Consider the following 18,358-nt stretch of genomic DNA (forward strand, 5'->3'; position numbering starts at 1 on the left):
GGGCGCAGCCTCCGCCATCCGGCCGCATCGCGCCAGACCGGCCGCCCTGTCCCGCGCAAACGTGATCGGCAGGCCGCCCGCCCGCGCTAGGCCGACCAGATGCCGCTGGAGGAGGTCTGCCGCACGTAGTTCACCAGATAGTCGGTGAACACGCGGATCTTGGCCGGAAGGCGCTCGCGGTTCTGGTAGGCGATGTTCATGGTGAGCGTGGGCAGTTGCCAGTCCTGCATCACCGGCACGAGGCGCCCGGCGGCGATGTCGCCCTGCACGATGTAGAGCGGCTGGATGAGGATGCCGAGGCCGGCGAGCGCGGCGGTCCGGATGACCTGCCCGTCGTTGCAGTCGAGCGCGGCGGTGATGCGCACGGTGCGCTCCGCGTCGCCCTTGGTCAGCCGTAGCGAGAAGGGGTCCTGCGCGAGGTTGTAGACCAGCATGTCGTGCCGCGTGAGGTCGGCCGGCTCGCGCGGGCGACCGTGCTCTTCCAGATAGGCGGGGGACGCCGCCAGCACCCGCCGCATCCGGCCGAGGCGGCGGACGATGATGTTCGTGTCGGGCTCGTGCAGGCGGGTGCGGACCGCGACGTCGATGCCGGCCTCGATGAAGTCGAGGTAGCGGTTGGCGACCGCGATATGGACGTTCAGCTTGGGATAGAGCCGGCGGAATTCCGGCAGCATGGGCGCGAGATAGATGGTGGCGAAGGAGAGCGAGCTCGTGACCCGCAGCAGGCCCTGCGGCGCCAGCGTGTGCTCGTTCACCGCCTCCTCGGCCTCGTTGAGCTCCGCCAGCAGGGTGCCGCTGCGCTGGTAGAATTCCTGCCCCGCCTCGGTCAGCCAGAGGCGGCGGGTGTTGCGCTCCACAAGGCGTGCGGCGAGGCGTTCCTCCAGCGCGGCGAGATGCCGGCTCGCCGCCGCGTTCGACATGCCGAGCGCCTCGGCCGCGCGTGAGAGGCTGCGCAGCTCGGCCGTCTTCACGAACACCTCGATCTGGGTCAGGCGATCCATGCCGGCGCTCACATTTCCACTTGGCGCAAAAGACCGTTCCATAAATTCCGGTTTATTTCCGCTGCGCGCAAGTCAAAACTCCCTTCCAACGAAAGACCAATACAGGTCGAGGAAACGCCAATGATGGGACCCGTCCGGCACATCGTGATGTGGCGGGTGAGCGGAGAGACGCGCGAGGAGCGCGCCGCCGCCCGCCTGAAGGTGAAGGCCGCGTTCGAGGGCCTGAGAGGCCGCATCGCGGGCCTGACGCACGTGGAGGTCGGGCTCGACATCTCCGACGTGGACTATGCGTGCGACGTGGTGCTCGTGTCCGAGTTCGCCACCGCCTCCGATCTCGAAGCCTATGCCTCCCATCCCGAGCATCTGCGCGTGCGGCAGGAGCTGGCGGACCTGCGCATCGCCCGCTTCCAGGTGGACTATCTGGCGGACGCGGCGGCCGAGCGCGTGCCGGACGCCCATCCCGAACCTGCCCTGCGCCCCCGCGGCGCGCTGATCGCCGGCGAGTGAGCAACCGGCGCGCGATCGGTTCCGCGCGCCCCCCCGGAAGGGATTGCACCATGATCGAGACCTTCACCTACGAGGCCCTGCCGATACGCGTCCGCTTCGGCCGCGGCACCATCGCCGAGGCCGGTGCCGAGGTGGCGCGGCTCGGCGCCCGGCGCGCCCTCGTCCTCACCACGCCGCAGCAGGCGCAGGAGGGCGAGCGGCTGGCGCGGCTCATCGGTGAGGCGTCCGCGGGCGTCTTTGCCGGCGCCACGATGCACACGCCGGTGGAGGTGACGGAAAAGGCGCTCGATGCGCTCAAGGCCGCGGAGGCCGATTGCGTGGTGGCGCTGGGCGGCGGCTCCACCACCGGGCTCGGCAAGGCGCTGGCCCTGCGCACCGGGGTGCCGCAGCTGGTCATCCCCACCACCTATGCCGGCTCGGAGATGACCCCCATCCTCGGCGAGACGCAGGACGGGCGGAAGACCACCATCCGCTCTCTCGACGTGCTGCCCGAAGCCGTCATCTACGACGTGGACCTCACGCTCACCCTGCCCGCGAGCCTCTCGGCGACGTCCGGTGTCAACGCCATCGCCCATGCGGTGGAGGCGCTCTACGCCCGCGACCGCAACCCGGTGATCTCGCTGATGGCGGAGGACGGCATCCGCACGCTCTCCTCCGCGCTGCCCATCCTCATCCACGAGCCGGCCAACATGGAGGCGCGCACCATGGCGCTCTATGGCGCGTGGCTGTGCGGCTGCTGCCTCGGCGCGGTGGGCATGGCGCTGCACCACAAGCTCTGCCACACGCTCGGCGGCACCTTCAACCTGCCCCACGCGGAGACCCACACCATCGTGCTGCCGCACGCGGTGGCCTACAACGCCCCCGCCGCGCCCGAGGCCATGGCGGCCATCACCCGCGCGCTGGGCGCGCCGGATGCGGCGCAGGGCCTGTTCGATCTGGTGCGGGTGCTCGGCGTGCCCCGCGCCCTCGCGGACATCGGCATGCCGGCGGATGGCATCGAGACCGCCGCCGACCTCGCGGTGGAGAACCCCTACTGGAACCCGCGCCCCGTCACGCGCGAGGGCATCCGCGCCCTCATCGCCCGTGCCTTTGCCGGCGAGCGCCCGATGGCCGCGGTGGCTGAAGAGGAGGCGGCCTGATGGGCGCGCGCATCCTCATCGAAGGTGCCACCATCCTGTCCATGGAGCCGTCCGTCGGCGACCTGCCGCGCGGCGATGTTCTGGTGGAGGGCGATCGCATCGCCGCTATCGCGCCGCACATCGACGCGCCGGACGTCGAGCGGGTGGACGCGGCGGGCCGTATCCTCGTGCCCGGCTTCGTCAACGCCCACATGCACACCTGGCAGACCGGGCTGCGCAGCCTCGCCGCCGACTGGACGCTGCTGGAATATTTCCGCTGGGTCCATGCGGGCCTCGCCACCCGTTTCGGGCCAGACGACATCGGCATCGCCACGCTGGTTGGCGCGCTCGGGCAGATCGATGCCGGCACCACCACGCTGGTGGACTGGTGCCACAACAACCCGACGCCGGACCACACGGACGCCGCCGTGGCCGCGCTCGCCGGGAGCGGCATCCGCGCCGCCTTCTTCCATGGCTCGCCCAAGCCCGATCCCAAGCCGGGTGAGCCGCATTTCTCCGAGGTGCCGCACCCGCGCGCGGAAATCGAGCGGTTGCGGCGCGGCCCGTTCGCCAGCGACGACGGGCTGATGACGCTCGGCCTCGCCATCCTCGGCCCGCACTATTCGACCATGGATGTCGCCCGCGCCGACTTCCGCCTTGCCCGCGAGCTCGGCCTCGTCGCCTCCATGCATCAGGGCGGCGGCACGGCGAAGACGCCGGGCGGCTGGGAGACGCTGATCGCCGAAGGGCTGGTCGGCCCCGGCATCAACGTGGTGCACGGCAACGACCTCTCCGACGAGCTGTTCTCCCGCCTCGTGGACCTCGGCGCCTCCTTCTCGGTGACGCCGGAAAACGAGATGACTCAAGGCCACGGCTTCCCCGTCACCGGCCGGCTGCTGAAGCGCGGGGCGGCGCCCTCCCTCGGGGTGGATCTGGAAAGCGTGCTGGCGGGGGACATGATGGGCGTCGCGCGCATCGCGCTCGGCATGCAGCGGGTGCTGGACAATACGGACAGCCGCCGCGAGACCGGCGCCATTCCGCCCACCTCCACCGTGCGGGTGCGCCAGGCGCTGGAATGGATCACCATCGAGGGCGCGCGGATGCTGGGGCTCGACCATCGCATCGGCTCGCTCGCCGCCGGCAAGCAGGCGGATCTCGTGCTGATCGATGCCCGCGCCCTTCACCTCCAGCCCGTGCACGATCCGGTCGCCACCGTGGTGATGCAGGCCGGGCGCGGCGATGTGGAAGCGGTGATGATCGCCGGTCGTTTCATGAAGAAGAACAGGACGCTGCTCGCGAGCGGCATCGATGGGAAGATCGCCCGGCTCACCGCCTCGGGCGCGCGGATCGTCGACGAGCTCGGCCTCGGCAGGCAAGCGGCGTGAGGAGAGGATGATGGCTGAAACACAAACCCTCGGCTGGATCGGGCTCGGCAAGATGGGCCTGCCCATCGCCACCCGCCTCGCCGGCGCCGGCCGCGACATCGCCGGCTTCGACCGCGACCAGCAGCGCATCGCCGAGGCCGCCGGCGGCGGCGTGACGCCGGCCGCAACGCTGGAAGAGGCGGCCGGCCGCGACATCGTCCTCACCTCGCTGCCCGACGACAAGGCGCTGCGGGCCGTGGCGCTGGACGGGCCGCTGCTCGCGGTGATGCGCAAGGGCGCGATCCTGGTGGAGACGTCCACCGTCAGCCCCACCATCTCCGCGGAGCTGGCGCAGGCGGCGGAAGGGCGGGGCATCCTTTATCTGCGCGCGCCGGTCTCCGGCAATGCCGCCATCGCCCACACCGGCAACCTCACCTGCTTCGTCTCCGGCCCGCGCGAGGCGTACGAGAGCTTCCTGCCGGCGGCGCAGGACTTCACCCGCGCCCAGAAGTATCTCGGCACTGCCGAGGAGGCCCGCTACGCCAAGCTGGCGGTCAACCTGATGATCGCCGTCTCCGCCGCGATGATGGGCGAGAGCATCGTGCTCGCCCGCAAGGGGAACCTTGCCTGGCAGGACATCCTCGACGTGCTCACCAACAGCGCGGTGGGCTCGCCCATGGTCCACTACAAGGCCAAGAGCCTTGAGACGCGCGATTTCAACTCCACTTTCTCCTGCCGGCAGATGGCCAAGGACCTCGACCTCATCGTCGGGGCCGGCCATGCCGCCGAGATGGCCATGCCGCTGGCCACCCTCACGCGGGAGATCTACGGCGCGCTCATCGGGCGCGGCGATGGGGAGACGGACTTCATCGCCACGGTCCGCCTCGCGGAATGGCTCGCCGGCCTGAGCGAGCCCAATCTCGACAAGAACGACGGGAGGCTCGCATGAGGAATTTCGATCAGTTTTCCATCACGCAGGCGGTGCTGGAGCGCGTCGCCAACGCGCCGGATGCCCGCACCCGCCAGATCAGCGAGGCGCTGGTGCGCCACCTGCACGATTTTATCCGCGAGGTGCGCCCCACCCAGGCCGAGTGGGAGAAGGGCATCGCCTTCCTCACCGACACCGGCCACATGTGCACCGGCACGCGGCAGGAATTCATTCTCCTCTCGGACACGCTCGGCGTCTCCATGCTGGTGGACGCCATCACCCACGATCACCAGAGCGCGGTGACCGAAAGCACCGTGCTCGGTCCCTTCTATGTGGAGGGGCCGCCCGAGGTGGCCTGCGGCACCGACATTTCCGGGCACCTCGAAGGCGAGCCCATGTATGTCTCCGGCTCGGTCGCGACGCTGGACGGCACGCCGCTCGCCAATGCCATCGTCGATGTCTGGCATTCCGACGTGGACGGCTATTACGACGTGCAGCACGAGGAGGACGGCCTCGTCGCCCGCGCCCGCCTGCGCACCGACGATGAGGGCCGGTTCTCCTTCTGGTCCATCAAGCCCGCCGCCTATCCCATTCCGCACGACGGGCCGGTGGGCAAGATGCTGGAGGCGCAGGGGCGCCATCCGTGGCGGCCGGCCCATGTGCACTTCATGATCGAGGCGCCCGGCCACGAGAAGCTCGTGACCCATGTGTTCGTCGCCGGCGACCCCTATCTCGACAGCGATTCCGTGTTCGGCGTGAAGGATTCGCTCATCCGCGACTTCACCGTGCAGCCGGCCGGACCGGCGCCGGACGGGCGGGTGATGGACCGGCCGTGGTGCCGGCTCACCTATGATTTCCGCCTCAACCCCGCCGCTGCGGCGGCCTCGCGGGCGGCGTAACGCACAAAGGTCTCGCGCAGGAAAGCCCGGCCAACGGGACGCGCGCGGAGGGAGGAAGAGATGTCTGCCCATATGCCCATCGGCGGCCGGCCCATGGATGCCGTCCTGGCACGGCTCGTCGAGATCGTCGGCGAGCGGGCCACCCGCGCCCCCGGCGTGCTCGCCGACCATGGCCGGAGTGAAGCCTATCACGCCGTGCCGCCGCCGGACGTGGTGGTGTTCCCCGAGACCACCGCGGAGGTGCAGGCCATCGTCCGCCTGTGCCGCGACATGAAGGTGCCGCTGGTGGCGTTCGGCGCCGGCACCTCGCTGGAGGGCAATGCGGCGGCGCTCCACGGCGGCGTCTGCCTCGACATGGGGCGGATGAATGCCGTGCTGCGGGTGAATGCGGAGGACATGGACGTCACCGTCCAGCCCGGCATCACCCGCAAGCAGCTGAACGCCCAGCTGCGCGACACCGGCCTGTTCTTCCCCATCGATCCGGGGGCCGACGCCTCCATCGGCGGCATGACCTCCACGCGGGCCTCCGGCACCATGGCGGTCCGCTACGGCACCATGAAGGACAACGTGCTGGCGCTGGAGGTGGTGCTGGCCGACGGCCGCGTCATCCGCACCGCGCAAAGGGCGCGCAAGTCGGCAGCCGGCTACGACCTCACCCGCCTGTTCGTGGGGGCGGAGGGCACGCTCGGCATCATCACGCAGGTGACCCTGAAGCTGCATCCGCAGCCGGAGGCCATCTCCTCCGCCGTGTGCGCCTTCCCGGACCTGAAGGCCGCCGTGGACACGGCCATCGCCGTCATCCAGTCCGGCGTGCCGGTGGCGCGGGTGGAGCTGCTCGACGCGGTGATGATGCGCGGCATGAATTTGCACGCCAAGCTCGGCCTGCCCGAGATGCCGCACCTGTTCTTCGAGTTCCACGGCTCCAAGGCCTATGTGGCCGAGCAGGCGGAGACGACGCAGGCGCTGGCGGCGGAGTTCGGCGGCGAGGGCTTCCAGTGGGCGACGACCCCGGAGGAGAGAAGCCGCCTCTGGCACGCGCGTGACAACACGCTTTACGCCGGCCTGGCGCTGCGTCCCGGCGCGAAAGCGATGATCACCGACGTGTGCGTGCCCATCTCCCGCCTCGCCGAATGCCTGGTGGAGACCGCGGCCGATATCGAACAGAGCGGCCTCATCGCCCCGGTGGTCGGCCATGTGGGCGACGGCAACTTCCACCTTCTCGTGCTTCTTGATCCGGCAAGCGCCGAGGAGCTCGCCCGCGCCAAGGCCTTCTGCGACCGCCTCGCCCGCCGCGCCATCGCGCTGGAGGGCACCTGCACCGGCGAGCACGGCATCGGCATCGGCAAGATGGATTTCCTCACCCTGGAGCTCGGCGATGCGGTGGACGTGATGCGGCTCGTGAAGGGCGCGCTCGACCCCGACGGCATCCTCAATCCCGGCAAGATCTTCCGGCCGAAGCCCAACCAAGGAGACGCACCATGAGGGCGGTCATGGCAACAACGCCTCGCCTCGAGCCGGCCGCCCCTCCGGCCGTGCCCGGCACCCCGCTTCTGGAGCTGAAGGGCATCTCCAAGACCTTTCCCGGCGTGAAGGCGCTGGACGACGTGTCGTTCGCCGTCTGGCCGGGCGAGGTGCACATGCTCCTCGGCGAGAACGGCGCGGGAAAATCCTCGCTGATGAAGGTTCTGTGCGGCGCCTATCAGGCGGATGCCGGCGAATACTTCCACAACGGCGAGAGGGTGGAGATCCGCAACCCGGCCGACGCGCGGCGCTTCGGCATCGCCGTGATCTTCCAGGAATTCTCCCTCGTCCCGTATCTCGACGTGGCGCAGAACATCTTCCTCGGCCGCGAGTTCCCCTCGCGCATCCCCGGCCTCATGGACCGACGCCGCCTCTATCGCGAGGCGCAGAAGGTGCTGGACCTTATCGGCCTCGACGTGGACCCGCGCACCAAGGTGCACGCTCTCGGCGTCGCCCAGCAGCAGATGGTGGAGATCGGCAAGGCGCTGTCCCAGGACGCGCGCATCCTCGTCATGGACGAGCCCACCGCGGCGCTCTCCGACCGCGAGACCGAGCGCCTGTTCGAGGTGATGCGCCAGCTGCAGGCGAAGGGCGTCGCCATCGTCTACATCTCCCACCGCATGGCCGAGGTGTTCGCCCTCGGCGACCGCATCACGGTGCTGCGCGACGGCAAGCTGGTGGGCCGCGCGCTGCCCGGCGAGACATCGCCCGACGAACTGGTGCGGATGATGGTCGGCCGCAACGTCGACATGTCCTACCCCCGCCGCTTCGCCACCGAGCCGGGCGAGGTGGTGCTGGAGGTGAAGGGGCTTTCTTCCAGCAACGGCATCCGCGACATCGACCTGAAGCTCCGCGCCGGCGAGATCGTGGGCCTGTGCGGCCTCGTCGGCTCCGGCCGCACGGAGGTGGCGCGCGCCATCTTCGGCGCGGACGAGGTGACCGCCGGCGAGGTCCGCATCTTCGGCAAGGCCAGGAGCGGCGGGCCCGATGTGGCCGCTTTCGCCGGGGTGGGCCTCATCCCCGAAAGCCGCAAGACCGAGGGTCTCGCCCTCATCCGCACGGTCAGCGACAACCTGGCCGTGGCGGGCCTGCCCAAGCTGTTCCCGAACATGGTGTTCTCGCCCGGCAAGGCGCGGCGCTCGGCGGAGGAGCTGATCCAGCGCCTGCGCATCGCCACCCCCTCGCCGAACCAGAGCGTCGCCGTCCTCTCCGGCGGCAACCAGCAGAAGGTGGTGATCGGCAAGTGGCTCGCCGCCGGCACCCGCCTGTTCATCTTCGACGAGCCCACCCGTGGCATCGATGTCGGCGCCAAATCCGAGATCTTCGCCCTCATCGACCAGCTCGTGGCCGAAGGGGCGGCGGTGCTCATGATCTCCTCCGAGCAGGCGGAGATCGTCCATGTCTGCGACCGCGCCTACGTCATGCGCGGCAAGCGCATCGTCGGCGAGCTGTCGCGCGCCGATCTCTCCGAGGAAAACATCGTCCGAATGGGGATGCACGATGAGTGACCACGCCCTTTCCTCCGCCCCCGGCTCCGCGCGGGCACGCATCCCGGCCGTGCCCGGCGTCGCGGTGGCGCTCGTCGGCCTCGGCGTGCTGTTCGCGGTGGCGAGCCCCGGCTTCCTCACCGCCGGCAACCTCTCCAACGTGCTCGTGCAGTCGGTGATCCTGCTGCTCCTCGCCCTGCCCATGACGCTGATCATCATGACGGAGGGGCTGGACCTCTCCATGGGCGCGGTGCTCACCCTCGCCTCGCTGGTGCTGGCGCTGATCGTGGTGGCGACGCAATCGCTGGTGCTCGGGCTTGCCGGCGCGCTGGGGGTGGGCCTTGCCTTTGGCCTCGCCAACGGCTGGCTGGTGGCGGTGCTCGGCATCCCGCCGTTCGTCGCCACGCTGGGCACGCTCGGCGCGGCGCAGGGCCTCGCGCTCATCGTGTCCGACGGGCAGAGCGTGGTGGGCATCCCGCGCTTCGTGCGGCAGGTCTATTCCGGCGAGGTGGCGGGCATCCCGACGCCCATCCTCATCGGCGCAGGCTTCTATGCCCTGTTCCACGTGCTGCTCTACCACACCCGCTTCGGCACCTACATCTGCGCGCTCGGCGGCAACCGCGATGCGCTGACGCTGGCCGGGGTGAAATGGCGGCGCATGCTCATCGCCGTCTACATGCTGGGCGGCACCATGGCCGGCGTCGCGGCGCTGCTGATGACGGCGCGCATGAATGCCGGCCATCCCACCGCCGCCATCGGCATGGAGTTCGACGCCATCGCCGCGGTGGCGCTGGGTGGCACCTCGTTCGAGAAGGGCAACGGCTGGATCTTCGGCACCCTCATGGGCGTGCTCACCGTCGGCGTGCTGCGCAACGGGCTGAACCTCATGGCCGTGCCCTCCTCGGTGCAGGTGGCCTGCATCGGCGCCCTCGTCATCTTCGCCCTCTTCCTCGACGGCATGCGGAGCCACAAGTCATGAGCCTCGCCGGCGACATCTCCGCGGGCACGCCCCGCATCCACCTCTCCAAGGACATGCAGCAGCTGTTGTACCGGCTGCTGGCGGCAGGCCTCCTGTGCGTGGCGCTGAGCGTCGCGACGGAAGCCTTCCTCACCGCCAACAACATCCTCAACGTGCTCAGGCAGGCGAGCCTCCTGTTCTTCCTCGCCTCGGGCCTGACGCTGGTGATCCTCACCGGCGGACTCGATCTCTCGGTGGGCGCCAACATCGGGCTGTCCGCCTGCCTCGCGGCCACCGTCATCAAGGCCACCGGCTCGCCGGTGCTGGGCACGCTGACGGGGCTCGCCACCGGCTGCGCCATCGGCATCTGCAACGGGCTGATGGTGGCGAAGCTGCGCATCCCCTCCTTCATCGCCACCTACGGGATGCTGTGGGTGCTGCACGGAATGACCTATTACTACATGGGCGGCGAGACCATTCACGGCTTCCCCGCCGGGTTCCGGCAGATCGGCTCGGGCTATTTCCTCGGCATCCCGATCCCGGTCTACCTGATGGTCGGCTTCCTCGTCGCCGGCGCCGTGTTCGCGCAGCGCACCGTGTGGGGGCAGCAGATCTACGCCATCGGCGCCAATCCGGTGGCGGCGCGGCTCACCGGCATCCCGGTCGATCGCCGCCTGATCCTGGTCTACGCCTTCTCCGGAGCCATGGCGGGCGTGGCCTCCATCGTCTTCCTCGCCCGGCTCAACTCGGCCGAGGGCGACATCGGCGAGGCCATGACGCTGCCGGCCATCGCGGCGGTGCTGATCGGCGGCGCCTCCCTGTTCGGCGGCGTGGGCAGCGTGTTCGGCACCTTCGTCGGCGCGCTGATCCTGACGCTGGTGCTGAACGGCATGAACCTGCTCGCGGTCAACGCCAGCTGGCAGCCTTTGGTGACGGGCGTGATCGTCATCTTCGCCGTGTGGCTCGACATGGTCGGCCGCAGGCGCTCCCGGGCCTGACGCGTAATTGCGATACCAAACAAGCAAAGCGCAAATACTGGAGGAACACCCATGTCGAAGCTCAAGATGTCGAAGCTGAAGATGCTCGCCGCCGCCCTGCCGGTGGCCCTGCTGTCCACCGGCGCGCTGGCCGCCGACGAGACCATCGCGGTCTTCACCAAGAACCAGACCAATCCCTATTTCCAGACGGTGCGCGTCGGCGCCGAGGCGGCGGCCAAGTCGCTGGGCGCGAAGGTGGTGCACTACATCCCCACCAAGCCGGACTCGATCCCCGAGCAGCTCAGCCAGATCGAGGACGTCATCGTCAAGAAGCCGAGCGCCATCGTCTTCGTGCCGGTGGACTACAAGGCCATGGTGCCGGGCGTCGAGCTCATCAACGAGGCGAAGATCCCGGTGGTGAACGTCACCGACCGCTCGGCCGGCGGCAAGTTCCTCGCCTTCGTCGGCGCCGACGACTACTCCCTCGGCCTTGAGACCGCGCGCTACCTGCTGAAGGAGATGGGCGGCAAGGGCAATGTGGTGATCCTGGAGGGCGTGAAGGGCTCGCTCACCTCCATCGACCGGGTGCGCGGCTTCAACGACGCCATCAAGGAGTTCAAGGACGTGAAGCTGCTGGCGAGCCAGCCCGCGAACTACCAGCGCCTGCAGGGCCTGCAGGTGATGGAGAACCTGATGCAGTCCCACCCGCAGATCGACGGCGTGCTCGCCGCCAACGACGCCATGGCCATCGGCGCCATCGAGGCGCTGGACGGCGCCAACCGCAAGGCCAAGACCATCGGCATCAACGGCACCAAGGAGGCGGTGGACGCCATCAAGTCCGGCAAGCTGCTCGCCTCCGGCGACTACAACGGCTTCGTGCAGGGCTGCATCGGCACCATGGTGGCCATCCGCGCCCTGCGCAACGAGCCGATCGTGGGCGAGGTGGTGCTGAAGCCTACCGTGGTGAACGCCTCCAACTACCAGCCCTACGACGTGCCGCTGGAGGCCCGCGCCTGCCCGAGCTGGACCGACGCGGCGGCCATGGCCACCAAGACGCCGACCAAGACCAACTGACGTCGCCTTCGGCTGATACTGTTCACCATCGACGGGGCGGCATCCGGGAGAGATGCCGCCCCGTCTGCAAGGAGCCCATCTGATGCTGTTCGCCATCCACGCCGTCGACCGGGAGGGGGCGCTCGACGCCCGCCTCGCCAACTACGACGCGCACAAGGCCTTCCTGTCGGATACCTCGGCGCTCGGGGTGAAGATCGTCATGTCCGGCCCGCTGGTGGCGGACGACGGCGCGACCATGATCGGCAGCCTGTTCCTGATCGAGGCGCCCGACCGCGCGGCGGCCGAGGCGTTCAACGCCGCCGACCCGTTCCACAAGGCCGGCATCTGGGCGCGCGTGACCATCGCCGGCTTCCTGCGCCGCCAGGGCTGAGGGCCGTGGCCGCCCCGACCATCCGACCATCAACGGAGACGACACATGTCCAGCGACGCCCGCCCGATCCGGGTTCTGGGTATTTCCGGCAGCCTGCGCAAGGGCTCGTACAATTCGGCGGCCCTCCGGGCGGCGATCGAGCTCGCCCCCGAGGGCATGAGCATCGAGACCGCCGAGATCGGCGACCTGCCGCACTACAATGACGACGTGCGCCTCGCCGGCTATCCGGCCGAGGTGGAGCGCTTCCGCGCCCAGCTGACTGCGGCCGACGCCGTGCTGTTCGTGACGCCGGAATACAATTACTCCATCCCCGGGGTGCTCAAGAACGCAATCGACTGGGCCTCGCGCCCGCCGAACCAGCCGTTCGACAACAAGCCGGTGGCCATCATGGGCGCCAGCATGGGCGTTCTCGGCACCGCGCGGGCGCAGTACCAGCTGCGACAGATGCTGGTGTTCCTCAACGCCTTCCCGGTCAACAAGCCGGAGGTGATGATCGGCGCCGCCCAGACCAAGTTCGACGCCAATGGCGCCCTGACCGACGAGGCCACCGCTGACTTCATCCGCCAGTTGCTCACCGCCCTCGCGGCGTGGACCGAGCGGCTGCGCTGACACTCCCCCAAAACGGCAGCGGCGAGAGGCATGGCCCCTCGCCGCTGCGTTTCCTGCCTCGAAGAAAGGCTGGCTCAGGCCCGTTCGAGGGCGATGGCGATCCCCTGGCCGACGCCGATGCACATGGTGCTCAAAGAGCGCTTGCCGCCGGTGAGCGAGAGTTCCAGCGCCGCGGTGCCGGTGATGCGGGCGCCCGACATGCCGAGCGGATGGCCGAGGGCGATGGCGCCGCCGTTCGGGTTCACCCGCGCATCGTCGTCGGCGATGCCGAGGTCCCGCAGGGTGGCGAGGCCCTGGGAGGCGAACGCCTCGTTCAGCTCGATCACGTCGAAGTCGGCCGGGGTGAGGCCGAGGCGCGCCATCAGCTTCTTGGAGGCCGGCGCGGGGCCGATGCCCATGATGCGTGGCGGCACGCCCGCAGCCGCCCCGCCCAGCACGCGGGCGATGGGGGTGAGGCCATACTTCGCCGCGGTCTCCGCGTCGGCGAGGATCAGCGCGGCGGCGCCGTCATTGACGCCGGAGGCATTGCCCGCCGTCACCGTGCCGCCCTTGCGGAACGGGGTGGGGAGCTTGGCCAGCGCCTCCATGGTGGTGGCGCGCGGGTGCTCGTCCCGCTCCACGACGACGGGATCGCCCTTGCGCTGGGGGATGGTGACGGGGACGATCTCCCGCGCCAGCCGTCCGTTCGCCTGCGCCGCCGCCGCCTTGGCCTGCGAGCGCAGGGCGAAGGCATCCTGATCGGCGCGGTTGATCGCGAAGTCCTCGGCCACGTTCTCGCCGGTCTCCGGCATGGAATCCACGCCGTACTGCGCCTTCATCAGCGGGTTCACGAAGCGCCAGCCGATGGTGGTGTCGTGGATCTCCGCATGGCGCGAGAAGGCGCTCTCCGCCTTGGGCAGGACGAACGGCGCGCGCGACATGGATTCCACGCCGCCGGCGATCATCAGCGAGGCCTCGCCCGCCTTGATGGCGCGGGCGGCGGTGATGACCGCATCCATGCCCGAGCCGCACAGCCGGTTCATGGTGGTGCCCGGCACGGTGACCGGCAGGCCGGCGAGGAGCAGGGACATGCGGGCGACGTTGCGATTGTCCTCGCCCGCCTGGTTGGCGCAGCCGAAGATCACATCGTCCACGGCGCCGAAATCGACGCCTGGATTGCGCGCCATGAGCGCCTTGAGCGGCACCGCGCCGAGATCGTCGGCCCGCACCGAGGACAGCGTGCCGCCGAAGCGGCCGATGGGGGTGCGGACATAGTCGCAGATGAAGACGTCCTTCATTGCGTGTTCCTAGAGCTGGGGGACGATGAGGTCGGCCACGGGGCCGGCGATGACGAGTTCCGCCCCGGTGAGGGACTGGAGCTTCTCGAGCGTGATGGTGGGCAGCTTCTCGCGCAGCACGAAGCGGCCGTCCTCGATGTCGATGACCGCAAGGCTGGTGTAGACCCGCGTGACGCACCCCACCCCGGTGAGGGGGAGGGTGCAGCGGTCCAGCAGCTTGGGCTCGCCGGACTTGGTGACGTGCTCGGTGATGACCGCGACGCGCCTGGCGCCGTGCACGAGGTCCATGGCCCCGCCCACCGCCGGCACGCCCTTGGCGCCGACGCTCCAGTTGGCGAGGTCGCCGTTCTGCGCCACCTGGTAGGCGCCGAGGATGGCGACGTCGAGATGGCCGCCGCGCACCATGGCGAAGCTGTCGGCGTGGTGGAAGATGGCGGAGCCGGGCTTCAGCGTCACCGCCTTCTTGCCGGCGTTGATGATGTCCCAGTCCTCCTCGCCCTGGGGCGGGGCCTCGCCGAAGTCGAGGATGCCGTTCTCGGTGTGGTAGATCACGTCCCGGCCGGGCGGCTGATAGCGCGCCACCATCTCGGGGAAGCCGATGCCGAGATTGACATAGGCGCCATCGGCGATGTCCTGCGCCGCGCGCCAGGCGATCTGGGCATTCGAGAGCTTGATGTCGTCGCTGGCGGTCATGGATAGGTTGCTCCGGCGCGGTTCAGCAGCTCTTCCTGAGCGGGGTTCGGCACCTCGACCACCCGCGAGACGAAGATGCCGGGGGTGACCACGTGCTCGGGGTCGATGTCGCCCGCGGGCACCACCTGCGACACCTGGACGATGGCCTGGCGCGCCGCCATGCACATCAGCGGGTTAAAGTTGCGGGCGGCCTTGTTGTAGGTGAGGTTGCCGTGGCGGTCGCCGAGGTGCGCCTTCACCAGCGCGAAATCCGCCTTCAGCCAGCGCTCCTGCACGTAGGAGCGGCCCTCGAACTCGGCGGTCGGCTTGCCGTTGGCGAGGTCGGTGCCGAACGAGGTGGGGGTGAAGAAGGCCGGGATGCCGGCCCCGCCCGCGCGGATGCGCTCGGCCAGCGTGCCCTGCGGCACCAGCTCCAGCTCGATCTCGCCCGCGAGATACTTTTCGGTGAAGACGCGCGGGTCGGCCGAGCGGGGGAAGGAGCAGATGAGCTTGCCCACCATCCCCACCTCGATCATCGCGGCGAGGCCCACATGGCCGTTGCCGGCGTTGTTGTTGACCACCGTGAGGTTGCGCGGAGAGCCGGTCTTCACGAAGCGGTCGATGAGGGCGTGGATCAGCTCGATCGGCGCGCCGGAGCCGCCGAAACCGCCGATCATGACCGTGGCGTTGTCGCCGATGTCGGCCACCGCCGCCTCAAGTGTGGCGATCGTCTTGTCCATGGATGTCTCTGCTGCGCCGTGCCGGCGTTCGTTTCCGATGATCGAGGAATAGGAAACGGCCCGCTCGACGGCAACGGGATTTGTGCGATATAGGATATTTGTTCGTATATCGCACGAAAGGGCGCGGGGAGGCGCCGGCCATGAGCATCAGCCAGCGCGACACCATGGGCGGCCTCGCCAAGGGGCTTCAGGTGATCGAGACCTTCACGGTGGAGCGGCCGCGCCAGTCCATCGCCGAGGTGGCGGCGGCCAGCGGGCTCGACCGGGCGACGGCGCGGCGCTGCCTGCTCACGCTCGCGCATCTGGGCTATGCCGATTACGACGGGAAGTTCTTCACCCTCACCCCGCGGGTGCTGCGGCTCGGCACAGCCTGCCTTGCCGCGATGCCGCTGCCGCACATGGTGCAGCCCTGGCTGGACCGCCTGTCCGAAGAGCTGGACGAAAGCTCGTCGGTGTCGATCCTGGATGAGGACGAGATCGTCTATGTGGCGCGCGCGGCGCAGCGCAAGGTGATGTCCATCGCTCTCATGCCCGGCTCGCGCCTGCCGGCCTACTGCACCTCCATGGGGCGGGTGCTGCTCGGCGCGCTGCCGGAGACGGAGGCGCTCCGTCGCCTGCACGCCCGGCCGCTGCCGGCGCGCACCGCGCTGACGCTGACCGATCCGGACGCGGTGATGGCGCAGGTGCGTATCGTCCGAGATCAGGGATATGCGGTGATCGACCAGGAGGTGGAGCTCGGCCTGCGGTCCATCGCCGTGCCGCTGCTCAATGCGCGCGGCGTGACGGTGGCGGCGCTGAACCTCGGCCTGCCGGCCCATGCGGGCGATCCGCAGACGCTGGTGACGCGCTATCTGCCCGCGCTCACCCGCGTGCAGGGGGAGATCCGCAAGATCCTGCGCTAGGCGCCCACCGTTCGGGCTGCGGGCCCGCGGCGCGACTGCTGCGCCCACCCGGCATCGCGCCGCTGGCCCGTCCATCCCCGGCCGGACAGGCGGGCGGACAGAGATTTATATGTTGCGATGCAATATTGATAAATGAACTGTGGCAACCATGCGTTGAACGGGCTGCCTCGATACTGAATAAGTATAAAAATATACCGACTTGATCTTAGAGAATGCGGCTTTGGGCGTATAGCTTCACGCTGGGGACGATACCCCGGCCGAAGGCGGTGATGCCTCCCGGCCCAGAACACAGCGGCCGGCGCCGGGAGGAAGACTGCCGGCGATCGACCCGCTGGCCGGGCCTGAGGCGCGAGATGCGCGCGGGCAGGTCCGCTTCCCCTGCATCACACCGGTCGGGTCCCCACGCGGCCGGAGTGCTTCCGGATGCCTGCGCCGCAGTGCGCGGACCCCGGTGGCGCGTCGCGAGCATCCTGCGTCCCCGTCGCCGGCGAAGGCAGCCCCCGGACTGCGCGCCGGCGATCACCAACGAACACAGACCCATCGAGGAAACCACATGCCAAACCGCCTTCCGCTGACGCGGGACGTCAAGGAGATCATCGACGCCGGGTCCATGACCGGCCGTCGCTGGGCCGTCGTCGCCCTGTGCTTCGTCATCGCCCTGCTCGACGGCTTCGATACCCAGTCGATCGCCTTCATCGGGCCGGCGATCGCGCAGGACTTCCAGATGAAGCCGGCGGACATGACCTGGGTCATCACCGCGAGCATCATCGGCATGGCCATCGGCGCCATCGGCCTCGGCAGCTTCGGCGACCGGTTCGGGCGTCGCAAGGCGATCATGATCGCGGTGGCGCTGTTCGGCGTCTTCTCGCTCGCCGGCGCCTATGCCACCTCGCCGACGCAGATCATCGTGCTGCGCTTCCTGATCGGCCTCGGCATGGGCGGGGCGACGCCCTCCGTGCTCGCCCTCGCCGGCGAGTACAGCACCGCCCCCAAGCGCGGCATCATGATCACCGCCGTGCTGCTCGGCCTGCCCGCCGGCGCCATGCTCGGCGGCCTCATCGCGGCGAGCTGGCTGCCGGTGCTCGGCTGGCGCGGCATCTTCCTCTTGGGCGGCGCGCTGCCCATCGCGCTGCTGGTGGTGATCCATTTCCTGCTGCCGGAATCGCCGGCCTTCCTCGTCTCCCGCAACAAGGCGGGCGATCAGGGCACCGCGCGGCGCCTGCTGCAGCAGATGACCGGCCAGACCATCCCGGCCGACGTGGAACTCGTCAGCCCCGCCAAGGTGGAGCACGGCGCCTCCATCGCCGGCCTGTTCGAGGCCCGCTACCGCTCCGTGACGCTGGCGATCTCGGCCATCTACCTGTTCAACTGGATCGCCTGGTTCCTGCTGCTGCAGTGGCTGCCGACCGCGCTCACCACGCTCGGCCTCGAGAAGGCGCAGGCGGCCTACGGCACCGTGACGGTCAATGCCGCCTTCATCGCCATGGCGCTTCCTTTGTCCTCGTTCCTGCCCAAGGTGGACCCGCGCAAGCTGCTGTCCTTCATGTTCCTGGTGGGCATCGCGGTGGCGATCGGCCTCGGCCTTGCCGGCGACCGCTGGCCGGTGGTGTTCACGCTGATCGCGCTGGCGGGCTTCGGCATCGGCGGCCAGCAGCTGGTGCTGAACTATCTCATCGCCAACGCCTATCCGACCCAGCTGCGCGCCACCGCCACCGGCTGGGGCATCGGCATCGGCCGCTCCGGCGCCATCGTCGGCTCGGCCATCGGTGGGCAGCTGCTGTCGGGGGCCGGACCGTCCGGCTACTTCATGACGCTGGCGATCCCGCTGGCGCTCGCGGCGCTGGCCACGCTCACGGTGCGCACCACCGCCCGCGAGGACGCCGCCGTCCCGGCCGCGACCCACTAGCACACCGGCGCCGCCGGACGGACCGGGCGCCTCTGCGGGCGCGCCCGG

Annotated in this window: 17 protein-coding genes and 1 pseudogene; 14 read left to right on the plus strand and 4 right to left on the minus strand. The window is 69.5% G+C overall.

Annotated features, from left to right (window positions below; genetic code table 11):
• Positions 1-86: 86 nt before the first annotated feature.
• On the minus strand, positions 87-1,001 hold the full coding sequence (locus tag V5F49_RS15070; RefSeq protein ID WP_394117085.1) for a LysR family transcriptional regulator: 915 nt from the start codon (positions 999-1,001) through the stop codon (positions 87-89).
• A 120-nt stretch (positions 1,002-1,121) separates the two neighbouring features.
• Here V5F49_RS15070 and V5F49_RS15075 point away from each other — a divergent pair.
• The 12 genes and pseudogenes from V5F49_RS15075 to V5F49_RS15130 all read left to right on the plus strand — a co-directional run.
• A pseudogene (locus V5F49_RS15075) lies at positions 1,122-1,421 on the plus strand (Dabb family protein); the annotation flags it as partial.
• Positions 1,422-1,558: 137 nt separating this feature from the next.
• Positions 1,559-2,647: a maleylacetate reductase gene (locus V5F49_RS15080; RefSeq protein ID WP_394117086.1), complete on the plus strand. Its 1,089-nt coding sequence runs from the start codon at positions 1,559-1,561 to the stop codon at positions 2,645-2,647.
• The gene (locus V5F49_RS15085; protein ID WP_394117087.1) at positions 2,647-4,011 is read left to right on the plus strand and encodes an amidohydrolase family protein; all 1,365 of its coding nucleotides are present in this window, start codon (positions 2,647-2,649) and stop codon (positions 4,009-4,011) included. The genes V5F49_RS15080 and V5F49_RS15085 overlap by 1 nt, the downstream gene beginning before the upstream one ends.
• A gap of 10 nt (positions 4,012-4,021) precedes the next feature.
• Positions 4,022-4,939 carry an NAD(P)-dependent oxidoreductase gene (locus V5F49_RS15090; protein ID WP_394117088.1) on the plus strand — a complete coding sequence of 306 codons (918 nt, stop codon included), beginning with the start codon at positions 4,022-4,024 and terminating at the stop codon, positions 4,937-4,939.
• Entirely contained in the window at positions 4,936-5,817 is an 882-nt protein-coding gene (locus V5F49_RS15095; protein ID WP_394117089.1) for an intradiol ring-cleavage dioxygenase, read from the plus strand. The genes V5F49_RS15090 and V5F49_RS15095 overlap by 4 nt, the downstream gene beginning before the upstream one ends.
• Positions 5,818-5,895: 78 nt before the next feature.
• Positions 5,896-7,299 carry an FAD-linked oxidase C-terminal domain-containing protein gene (locus V5F49_RS15100; protein ID WP_394117166.1) on the plus strand — a complete coding sequence of 468 codons (1,404 nt, stop codon included), beginning with the start codon at positions 5,896-5,898 and terminating at the stop codon, positions 7,297-7,299.
• Between the two features lie 8 nt (positions 7,300-7,307).
• Positions 7,308-8,846, plus strand: coding sequence for a sugar ABC transporter ATP-binding protein (locus V5F49_RS15105; protein ID WP_394117090.1), 1,539 nt, complete (start codon positions 7,308-7,310; stop codon positions 8,844-8,846).
• Positions 8,839-9,804: an ABC transporter permease gene (locus V5F49_RS15110; RefSeq protein WP_394117091.1), complete on the plus strand. Its 966-nt coding sequence runs from the start codon at positions 8,839-8,841 to the stop codon at positions 9,802-9,804. The genes V5F49_RS15105 and V5F49_RS15110 overlap by 8 nt, the downstream gene beginning before the upstream one ends.
• Positions 9,801-10,781: an ABC transporter permease gene (locus V5F49_RS15115; RefSeq protein WP_394117092.1), complete on the plus strand. Its 981-nt coding sequence runs from the start codon at positions 9,801-9,803 to the stop codon at positions 10,779-10,781. The genes V5F49_RS15110 and V5F49_RS15115 overlap by 4 nt, the downstream gene beginning before the upstream one ends.
• Positions 10,782-10,847: 66 nt before the next feature.
• Entirely contained in the window at positions 10,848-11,834 is a 987-nt protein-coding gene (locus V5F49_RS15120) for a sugar ABC transporter substrate-binding protein (RefSeq protein ID WP_394117167.1), read from the plus strand.
• Between the two features lie 82 nt (positions 11,835-11,916).
• The gene (locus V5F49_RS15125) at positions 11,917-12,204 is read left to right on the plus strand and encodes a YciI family protein (RefSeq protein ID WP_394117093.1); all 288 of its coding nucleotides are present in this window, start codon (positions 11,917-11,919) and stop codon (positions 12,202-12,204) included.
• 45 nt (positions 12,205-12,249) lie between these two features.
• The gene (locus tag V5F49_RS15130; RefSeq protein WP_394117094.1) at positions 12,250-12,813 is read left to right on the plus strand and encodes an NADPH-dependent FMN reductase; all 564 of its coding nucleotides are present in this window, start codon (positions 12,250-12,252) and stop codon (positions 12,811-12,813) included.
• 74 nt (positions 12,814-12,887) lie between these two features.
• On the opposite strand, the gene pcaF is transcribed toward V5F49_RS15130, so the two are convergent.
• From pcaF to V5F49_RS15145, 3 genes are read right to left on the minus strand one after another with little or no spacing between them, the layout of a single operon-like run.
• Positions 12,888-14,090 carry a 3-oxoadipyl-CoA thiolase gene (gene pcaF, locus V5F49_RS15135; RefSeq protein WP_394117095.1) on the minus strand — a complete coding sequence of 401 codons (1,203 nt, stop codon included), beginning with the start codon at positions 14,088-14,090 and terminating at the stop codon, positions 12,888-12,890.
• A gap of 9 nt (positions 14,091-14,099) precedes the next feature.
• The gene (locus tag V5F49_RS15140; protein WP_394117096.1) at positions 14,100-14,783 is read right to left on the minus strand and encodes a CoA transferase subunit B; all 684 of its coding nucleotides are present in this window, start codon (positions 14,781-14,783) and stop codon (positions 14,100-14,102) included.
• On the minus strand, positions 14,780-15,502 hold the full coding sequence (locus tag V5F49_RS15145; RefSeq protein WP_394117097.1) for a 3-oxoacid CoA-transferase subunit A: 723 nt from the start codon (positions 15,500-15,502) through the stop codon (positions 14,780-14,782). The genes V5F49_RS15140 and V5F49_RS15145 overlap by 4 nt, the downstream gene beginning before the upstream one ends.
• Before the next feature lie 140 nt (positions 15,503-15,642).
• Here V5F49_RS15145 and V5F49_RS15150 point away from each other — a divergent pair, with 140 nt between their 5' ends.
• Both V5F49_RS15150 and V5F49_RS15155 read left to right on the plus strand, forming a co-directional pair.
• Complete coding sequence (locus V5F49_RS15150; RefSeq protein WP_394117098.1) at positions 15,643-16,404, plus strand: IclR family transcriptional regulator domain-containing protein; 762 nt, start codon at positions 15,643-15,645, stop codon at positions 16,402-16,404.
• 553 nt (positions 16,405-16,957) lie between these two features.
• A complete protein-coding gene (locus V5F49_RS15155; RefSeq protein ID WP_394117099.1) occupies positions 16,958-18,310 on the plus strand; it encodes an MFS transporter in 1,353 nt (450 codons plus the stop codon).
• Positions 18,311-18,358: the final 48 nt, after the last annotated feature.

Origin of the sequence: Xanthobacter lutulentifluminis (assembly GCF_043194675.2) — a bacterium.
Classification (GTDB): Bacteria; Pseudomonadota; Alphaproteobacteria; order Rhizobiales; family Xanthobacteraceae; genus Xanthobacter.

What these genes read in the sequence shown, in the direction of transcription:
- V5F49_RS15070 (WP_394117085.1), bottom strand. Translation starts at nt 1,001, where the DNA reads ATGGATCGCCTGACCCAGATCGAGGTGTTCGTGAAGACGGCCGAGCTG.
- V5F49_RS15080 (WP_394117086.1), top strand. Translation starts at nt 1,559, where the DNA reads ATGATCGAGACCTTCACCTACGAGGCCCTGCCGATACGCGTCCGCTTC.
- V5F49_RS15085 (WP_394117087.1), top strand. Translation starts at nt 2,647, where the DNA reads ATGGGCGCGCGCATCCTCATCGAAGGTGCCACCATCCTGTCCATGGAG.
- V5F49_RS15090 (WP_394117088.1), top strand. Translation starts at nt 4,022, where the DNA reads ATGGCTGAAACACAAACCCTCGGCTGGATCGGGCTCGGCAAGATGGGC.
- V5F49_RS15095 (WP_394117089.1), top strand. Translation starts at nt 4,936, where the DNA reads ATGAGGAATTTCGATCAGTTTTCCATCACGCAGGCGGTGCTGGAGCGC.
- V5F49_RS15105 (WP_394117090.1), top strand. Translation starts at nt 7,308, where the DNA reads ATGGCAACAACGCCTCGCCTCGAGCCGGCCGCCCCTCCGGCCGTGCCC.
- V5F49_RS15110 (WP_394117091.1), top strand. Translation starts at nt 8,839, where the DNA reads ATGAGTGACCACGCCCTTTCCTCCGCCCCCGGCTCCGCGCGGGCACGC.
- V5F49_RS15115 (WP_394117092.1), top strand. Translation starts at nt 9,801, where the DNA reads ATGAGCCTCGCCGGCGACATCTCCGCGGGCACGCCCCGCATCCACCTC.
- V5F49_RS15120 (WP_394117167.1), top strand. Translation starts at nt 10,848, where the DNA reads ATGTCGAAGCTGAAGATGCTCGCCGCCGCCCTGCCGGTGGCCCTGCTG.
- V5F49_RS15125 (WP_394117093.1), top strand. Translation starts at nt 11,917, where the DNA reads ATGCTGTTCGCCATCCACGCCGTCGACCGGGAGGGGGCGCTCGACGCC.
- V5F49_RS15130 (WP_394117094.1), top strand. Translation starts at nt 12,250, where the DNA reads ATGTCCAGCGACGCCCGCCCGATCCGGGTTCTGGGTATTTCCGGCAGC.
- pcaF (WP_394117095.1), bottom strand. Translation starts at nt 14,090, where the DNA reads ATGAAGGACGTCTTCATCTGCGACTATGTCCGCACCCCCATCGGCCGC.
- V5F49_RS15140 (WP_394117096.1), bottom strand. Translation starts at nt 14,783, where the DNA reads ATGACCGCCAGCGACGACATCAAGCTCTCGAATGCCCAGATCGCCTGG.
- V5F49_RS15145 (WP_394117097.1), bottom strand. Translation starts at nt 15,502, where the DNA reads ATGGACAAGACGATCGCCACACTTGAGGCGGCGGTGGCCGACATCGGC.
- V5F49_RS15150 (WP_394117098.1), top strand. Translation starts at nt 15,643, where the DNA reads ATGAGCATCAGCCAGCGCGACACCATGGGCGGCCTCGCCAAGGGGCTT.
- V5F49_RS15155 (WP_394117099.1), top strand. Translation starts at nt 16,958, where the DNA reads ATGCCAAACCGCCTTCCGCTGACGCGGGACGTCAAGGAGATCATCGAC.